At 60.5% G+C, this 7684-nt stretch carries 5 protein-coding genes; 2 read left to right on the top strand and 3 right to left on the bottom strand.

Features of this window, described 5'->3' with window-relative positions; all coding sequences use genetic code 11:
* Positions 1-50 precede the first annotated feature (50 nt).
* Both ACTJK7_RS27365 and ACTJK7_RS27360 read right to left on the bottom strand, forming a co-directional pair.
* Complete coding sequence (locus ACTJK7_RS27365; RefSeq protein ID WP_323150553.1) at positions 51-1904, bottom strand: Lnb N-terminal periplasmic domain-containing protein; 1854 nt, start codon at positions 1902-1904, stop codon at positions 51-53.
* 93 nt (positions 1905-1997) lie between these two features.
* Positions 1998-2486: a DUF3015 domain-containing protein gene (locus ACTJK7_RS27360; protein WP_007950971.1), complete on the bottom strand. Its 489-nt coding sequence runs from the start codon at positions 2484-2486 to the stop codon at positions 1998-2000.
* Between the two features lie 301 nt (positions 2487-2787).
* Between ACTJK7_RS27360 and ACTJK7_RS27355 the strand changes: the two genes are divergently transcribed.
* Entirely contained in the window at positions 2788-5226 is a 2439-nt protein-coding gene (locus ACTJK7_RS27355; RefSeq protein WP_011336016.1) for a Lon protease family protein, read from the top strand.
* A 240-nt stretch (positions 5227-5466) separates the two neighbouring features.
* Positions 5467-5796, top strand: coding sequence for a PA4575 family protein (locus ACTJK7_RS27350; protein ID WP_007950969.1), 330 nt, complete (start codon positions 5467-5469; stop codon positions 5794-5796).
* Positions 5797-5817: 21 nt separating this feature from the next.
* Here the strand turns inward: ACTJK7_RS27350 and ACTJK7_RS27345 are convergent, their stop codons facing one another.
* On the bottom strand, positions 5818-7647 hold the full coding sequence (locus tag ACTJK7_RS27345; protein WP_323150554.1) for a hypothetical protein: 1830 nt from the start codon (positions 7645-7647) through the stop codon (positions 5818-5820).
* Positions 7648-7684: the final 37 nt, after the last annotated feature.

The following is a 7684-nucleotide window of genomic DNA, read 5'->3' as shown; positions in this document are numbered from 1 at the left end:
TTCGCTATCGCGGGCAAGCCCGCTCCCACAGGTTCAGGGATATGTCGGGATCAGTAGTGATACCACTTCACTTCCAGCATCACTTCGGTCTCCGGCGTGGCCAGATGGCTGAACTCGCGCTGCGCACTCAGGCGCAGGCCGAGATTGCGCGACAATTCCCACTGCTGATTCAGGCTCAGGCTGCGGCGCACTTCACCGTTGAAGAAGTAATCGCCTTTGGCCTCCAGGCTGAGATTGCCCAGCGGGTTTTTCCACAGCACGCCGGTATTGAAACCGCCTGCGGGGGAAACGAACTCGGCGAAGTCATTGTTGTGTTCAACGCGCACGGTACCGAGGGCAAAACCCAGCACATCGTCAGCCAACGCCCAGGTTCCGCCACCGCCACCGTTGACGTGGCTGACCAATGTCTCGTCATCGTGCTTGCCCGGTACGCGTTCAAGACCACCGGTGACTTGCCACGACAGCGGCTGCAACAGCGCATTGCGCGGCGTCAGCGAGCGGATGGTCGCCAGATCCAGCTGCTGGAACTGCCAGTGATTGCCTTCGTACTGACGCAGCTTCATTTGCAGGATTTCGATCTGTGCGCCGAGGGGGAAACTCTCGGCGTTGTCGTTGAGGTCGTGATACGCCATGCGCAAGCCGTACTCGCCGAACGCTCGGTCACCGCGCGTGCCGAGACCGGCCTGCCAGGTGCGCGATTCGTGTCCGTCTTCGGGCAGGCCCGGTTGAGGAATCTGCAGCTCCGGCGCCGGGTTCTTGTTGATCGCCCGCAGCAGTTCGAAACTGCGCTGGGCGCGCTGTGGATCCCGTTCCTGGCCGTTGGCGCGGTAGCGCTCCAGCCGATACGCCGCGTCAACAATCAGCGCCTGGCGATCCCGAGGCAGGGCCTTGAAGGCCGGGTCCTGAAGTTGCTGTTGATCGGCGCTGACCTTCAGCACCCAGTCCTGTTCTTCGCCGCTCAGGGGCTCGGCGCGGCTGAGCAGTTCGCGCTCGCGGGACGGGCGGTATTCAATGTGCTCGACCAGCCCGGCTTCCTTCACCGCTTTGACGGTGTCGGTGGGGATCGCCGTCAGCGGGAATTGCTCGGTCAGGCGCAGGCTCGGGCGCGCCACCTGCAACAGTTCCAGCAAGCGATAGGAGCAGTTTTCGTCGAAGAAGAAATAGTCGAACTGGATCTGCTTCAACTCCCACACATGCTCGACCATTCGCGCGGTTTCGGCTTGCGTCAGATTGAGCTGGTATTCCCACAGGTCGCGGTTTTCCAGGCTGCGGTATTCCGAGAGTTTTTCCTGATAGGGCACGAGCGCGAACAGTCCCGGATAGCCACCCATCAGGCCTTTCCAGGCGTAAAGAATGCTGTTGTCCGAGCCTTCGATGTAGGCGCCGAAGTTGATCGCGTAACTGAGCAACGAAGTCTTGTCGCTTTGCACGTCGGCCTGGTCGATGCGCAGCAGGGTATGGCCGAACATCGACGACGGGCTGTTGAGATAGGCCGCCGGGAAAATCATCACTGCGCTGTGGGGGGAGACGTCCTTGAACCATTTCTTGAATTCGGCGCAGTCCGGCGTCGGCAGGTCGGTCAGGTTCAGTTGATCTTTCAGCCAGCGGGTGCGTGCCGGGTAAACGCACTGGGCGTGTTGCTCACCGAGACTGGCGGGGGCGTACAGCGCCTGCACGGTGGCGGCCAGTTCATGGTCGGGGTGTTCGTTGCCGTCGGGTGCGAGGAAGAATTTTTTGTCGCTGACATAGCTGCGCCAGCCACCGAGCTTGGCGGTTTCGTAATGGCCGAGGGAAATCCAGAAGCGGTCGTTGGCCAGTTGCTGCAAACGTTGAGGGTCGATGTGGGGCGCGGCGGACAGCGGGGCGCAGACACACAGCGCCAACCAGGCAAGGCGTTTGAGCATAAATGGCAACTTAAGTCGAAAAGAAACAAAGACCCAAGGAGGGCGGGCCGAAAAAATAAAACCCGCTTCCCGAAGGAAGCGGGTGGGTCGAGCTTAAGCCTGAGTCGCGTACTTGGCCAGACGTGGGTCTGCCTTCAGAACGGCCAGGGTGTTGGTATGCACGTCTTCGGCGGTCACGTCAGCCTTGCTGAAGATCTGCTGGAAGTGCTCGTGGGTGACGGCGGCGAAGTGCGCACGGTCTTCCGGCGCCACGCCCAGTACCACGGCATAGGTCGTCAGCGCTTCGCCGTTGCCTTTTGCCATGTCTTCGGACAGCTCGTTCATCATGCCATTCATGGCAAACCAGGATTTGCCGCCATAGGTCAGCGAAGCGTTGGTGGAGCAACCGTTGGTGCCGGACGTCATGCCGAACGTGGCGTTGCCGGAGGTGCCGTTGGTGGTGGATGCCAGGAAGTGAGCCGGGGTGCCACGCTGACCTTCGAACAGCATGTTGCCCCAACCGCAATCCGGGCCGCCTGGAGCTTGCGCCATTGCGTTGATGGATACAGCGGTGAAGAGAGTACCGAGAAGAATCCGTTTCATAGCTTTGTTCTCTTTATGTGCATACCAATGGACAGGGTTCTGGCCCCCCAAGCTCTGTACGAAACAGATCCAAACGAAGCCAGTGGGCCGGTATTAGTTCCAGCCGCGCAGTTTGGAGTTTAGGCACGTTCCCGGGGTTCCGTGATTTTTTACAAAAGATTTGGTGATAACCCCGGTTTTACTGGGGCAGTGTCATGGTTGGCCGGTTGTCTATGCTTTGTCGTGTGGCGCGCCTTGCCAGTGGGGCTCGGGCAGCGCCAGAATGCCGCTATCTGCCCCGCCTGATTGTTAAGGAAGCCCGATGCCTGATCCTGTTGCTGCCAGCTTGCGTCTAGCGCCCGAAGCGCTGACCCGTCCGTTTTCCGCTGAACAGTTCAGCTTCACTACCACCAATGATCTGGAGCCCTTTCGCGGTGTGCTTGGCCAGGAACGTGCGGTCGAAGCCTTGCAGTTCGGTGTGGCCATGCCACGCCCCGGTTACAACGTGTTCGTCATGGGCGAGCCCGGCACCGGCCGGTTCTCGTTCGTCAAACGCTACCTGAAGGCCGAAGGCAAACGCCTGCAGACCCCGGCGGACTGGGTCTACGTCAACAATTTCGATGAGCCGCGCGAGCCCCGTGCGCTGGAACTGCCATCGGGCACTGCCGGTGCTTTTATCGGCGATATCAACGGCCTGATCGACAACCTGCTGGCGACCTTTCCTGCGGTGTTCGAACACCCGTCCTACCAGCAGAAAAAAAGCGCCATCGACCGCGCCTTCAACCAGCGCTATGACAAGGCACTGGATGTCATCGAACGTCTGGCTTTGGAAAAAGACGTCGCCCTGTATCGCGACAGCAGCAACATTGCCTTCACCCCGATGCTCGAAGGCAAGGCGCTGGACGAAGCTGAATTCGCTCAATTGCCGGAGGCCGAGCGCGAACGCTTTCACGACGATATTTCCGCTCTCGAAGAACGCCTGAACGAAGAACTCGCCAGCCTGCCGCAGTGGAAGCGCGAGTCGAGCAACCAGCTGCGTCAGCTCAACGAAGAAACCATCACCCTGGCCTTGCAGCCCTTGCTCGCACCGCTGTCGGAAAAGTACGCGGAAAATGCGGCCGTCTGCGGTTACCTGCAAGCGATGCAGGTCTATCTGCTGAAAACCGTGGTCGAGCAACTGGTCGATGACAGCAAGACCGACGCCGTCGCGCGCAAGCTGCTGGAAGAGCAATACGCCCCGAGCCTGGTGGTCGGTCATCCGGCCAGCGGTGGTGCGCCGGTGGTGTTCGAGCCGCATCCGACCTACGAAAACCTGTTTGGCCGTATCGAGTACACCACCGATCAGGGCGCGCTCTACACCACCTACCGCCAGCTGCGTCCGGGGGCGCTGCACCGCGCCAATGGCGGTTTTCTGATCCTGGAAGCGGAAAAAATGCTCGGTGAGCCGTTTGTGTGGGATGCGCTCAAGCGCGCCCTGCAATCGCGCAAGCTGAAGATGGAATCGCCGCTGGGCGAGATGGGCCGTTTCGCCACCATGACGCTCAACCCGCAGCACATTCCGCTGCAGGTCAAAGTGATCATCATCGGTGCCCGTCAGCTGTATTACACGCTGCAGGACCTCGATCCGGACTTCCAGGAGATGTTCCGCGTTCTGGTGGACTTCGACGAAGACATCCCGATGGTCGACGAAAGCCTGGAGCAGTTCGCCCAGTTGCTGAAAACCCGCACTTCGGAAGAGGGCATGGCGCCGCTGACCGCCGACGCGGTGGCGCGCCTGGCGACCTACAGTGCGCGTCTGGCCGAACACCAGGGGCGTTTGTCGGCGCGGATCGGCGATCTGTTCCAGCTGGTCAGCGAGGCGGATTTCATCCGGCATCTGGCCAACGATGAAATGACCGACGCCGGCCACATCGAGCGTGCGCTCAAGGCCAAGGCCACTCGCACCGGTCGGGTGTCGGCGCGGATTCTCGACGACATGCTGGCGGGGATCATCCTGATCGACACCGACGGCGCGGCGGTCGGCAAGTGCAACGGGCTGACCGTGCTCGAAGTCGGTGACTCGGCGTTCGGCGTGCCGGCGCGGATTTCCGCCACGGTGTACCCGGGCGGCAGCGGCATCGTCGACATCGAACGTGAGGTCAACCTCGGCCAGCCGATCCACTCCAAGGGCGTGATGATCCTCACCGGGTATCTGGGCAGCCGTTACGCCCAGGAATTCCCGCTGGCGATTTCCGCAAGCATCGCGCTGGAGCAATCCTACGGCTACGTCGATGGCGACAGTGCCTCGCTGGGCGAGGCGTGCACGCTGATTTCGGCGTTGTCGAAAACCCCGCTCAAGCAATGCTTCGCGATCACCGGCTCGATCAACCAGTTCGGTGAAGTGCAGGCGGTGGGCGGGGTCAACGAGAAGATCGAAGGCTTCTTCCGTCTCTGCGAAGCGCGCGGGCTGACGGGCGAGCAGGGCGCGATCATTCCGCAGGCCAACGTCGCCACCTTGATGCTCGATGAGAAGGTGCTGGCGGCGGTGCGTGCCGGGCAGTTCCACGTTTACGCGGTGCGTCAGGCCGACGAAGCGTTGAGCCTGCTGGTGGGCGAGCCGGCCGGTGAGCCGAACGAACAGGGCGAATTCCCGGAAGGCAGCGTCAATGCGCGGGTGGTGGAGCGTCTGCGGGTGATTGCCGAGATGATCAGTGAAGAGGATCTGAAAGAGGCCGAGAAGGAACTGGCGCAGGAGGCGCTGGCGGAGGCCAAACCGGCGTAAGTCAGGCGGCAGTTAAAACGGGAGCCTGGTGCTCCCGTTTTGTTTTGTCGCGAACGTCGGCAAAAGTGCCATCAGTCTGGCGTCAATATTCACACAATGACCATTCGGCGCCTTCTGGTTCTGTGCGGCTTGCGCTCCGGACTTTTCTTCTATTCTCTGCTCAAGGACATCGACAGTATCACTGGATCGAAACAGCTCTTCAGCAAGGGCTGAACACCGGCTTTACCGAGGGTCGCCGCCATGTCGCGCAACCTCTGCCTCACCCGTCAGTGCCTGGGTCTCGTGACCCGTATCGAATGCGCCATCAAGCCGTTGGCCGGCGATAACGGCATGTGGACGTTGCTCTTCGCCGCCGGCATGGCTGGTGAACAACCTTCTGCCATCAAAGCCCAAGGCCCCTTTCACGGACCGATCGCCGCCGAGTCGATTCTCGACACCATCGTTGAAAGCCTGACGATGCACGGCTATGAGCTGGCCAATGATCCACAGATCTGGTCGTTGCATCTGCAGGCGCAGTTGCGGCAGATCAACGGTGGGCGCGGACGCAGTATCGGCACTTTCGATCACTAGAGTGCCGATCATCAGCGCCGATCAGGGTGCAGCGCCCTGGGTCTGCGCCTTGTCGAGTTTGACCTCAAAGCCGTATTGCACGGTGGCGAGGTCGGTTCGCTGGTAGGTCTCCACGTGCGTCGGACGGCCATAGAAATAATGCACGCCGAATAACGCCGGCCCTTCCGCGCTCGCGTCGTGGCTGACCGACAGAATCTGCTTCAGATAATTGCCGCTGTCGTCCTTGACGAAGAAGCGCCATTCGTTGGCCGGGTATCGCTTCAAATCCACCACCAGGGCGTTGTTTCTGATGTCCAGACCTTTAGGCAGGGCCTTGGCTTCATAAGCCTGTTTGTCCACCGTGGCCAGGAACAACGGCATCGAGCCGACGGCAATCGCCGGGGTTTCCGGGAACAGGTTCAGGTCGTAGGTGATGGTCGCCTGTAGTGGATCGACCTGATACGCCTCGGGTGGCAGTTCGATCGGCTCGTCGAGTTTGCCGTTGTGTTTTTCAGTGAAGAACGTCACCGGGCTTTCGCCGGGGCTGAAGTCGTCGCCGAGCATTTCATCGTTGAAGGTTTTGCGGTGGTCGAATTCGATGCGCGCGGCGCTCGGTTCTTCAACCGACTGGCGGATATGAACGCCGCTTTTGAGCTGTTCTTCAGTCAGTGATGCGCCTTTGAGCCATTCGGGTGCCTGATCGTCGTAGACGGTGATCGGCAGATCGAGCGGCTGCACGGCTTTTTCCGTGGTGTGAGGATCGAATTCGCGCACCGGCAAGTCCAGCGCTTTGCGGGTGACGGTCGCCTCGGAAAAATCCAGCAGGCTGACTTCGAGGGTGTCGATCGGGCCGTTGAAGTACACCTTGTTGTAGTGGTGCGGATGCTGTTGCTCAAAGGCCTGTTGTTCATCGTCCAGCTTTTTTTCCAGCGCCTCGCTCCAGGCTTTTTGCTGCTGCAGGTACGCCAACTGCTTTTGATAGAACGCCACCTGCTCGGGGTTTTCGTTGATGGCGCCGGCGCGCACCAGAAACCGGCCCGTCGCGTCGCGGGCCTGAACGATCAACGGATTGAGCCGGGTATTGGCGACCTCCGGGGCGAGCGGCAGCTGGTTGCTGAATTCGAGTTCGGCGTAGTGCTTGTCCAGTTTCAGCAGGGTCACGCTGAGGTTGCCGTCGGAGCGGGTCTGGCCGACGTCCTTTTTGTCCAGGTTGAAACTGTGCAGGCGTTTCGGGGCGATGACTTCCACCTGGCCTTGCAGGCTGACCGGGCGCGGCAGGTTCTTCTTGTCGACATTCAGCCCTTCGATGAACGGGTAGGTGACGGTCAGGTCGTCGGGGTTGGTGACGTTGGAGCTGGACGGGCTCAGCTGAATGCCAGGATCGGTTTCCGACCACTCCGGTTGATAGGCGATCACCCGTTTGTTGCTCAGGGTGACCGAGTGCCACTCCACGCCATGGGGGAACAGAAAACCGCCGGGGATGTTGAGGTTGAAGGGAAACACCGGTTGCAGGTCGGTGAGGTAATCGGAGCTGGAATCCTTGTGCAACACGAACAGGCCATTGATGAAGGTGTCGACCAGTGCCTGGGGTGTGGGGTAATGCCTGAGCACGCCGAGGGCGTCTTCGCCGTATTCGGTGCGCGGTGGGTTGTTGTCGAGCTTCTGTTGCGCGCGTTCGAGCAACAGCAGCGAACCGCCGAGTTCGGTCACGGCGTCCTTGAGTTTCGGGTCGGTGATGGCGTCCAGCGATTGCTCGAACTGTGCAGTCTTTTCTTCGAGACTGACCGGGTGTTTTTCATCGCCGGGCGAACACCCACCCAGCAACAGGGCGAAACAAATTCCGGCAGTCGTTATCGGCAATCGCACATCCATTTCCAGTCGTCCTGTCCACTGTCGCTGGGCTGTCAAT

This window comes from Pseudomonas sp. 22085 (genome assembly GCF_052045815.1).
Taxonomy (GTDB): domain Bacteria; phylum Pseudomonadota; class Gammaproteobacteria; order Pseudomonadales; family Pseudomonadaceae; genus Aquipseudomonas; species Aquipseudomonas glycinae.
This window is presented reverse-complemented; position numbering and strand designations above follow the sequence as displayed.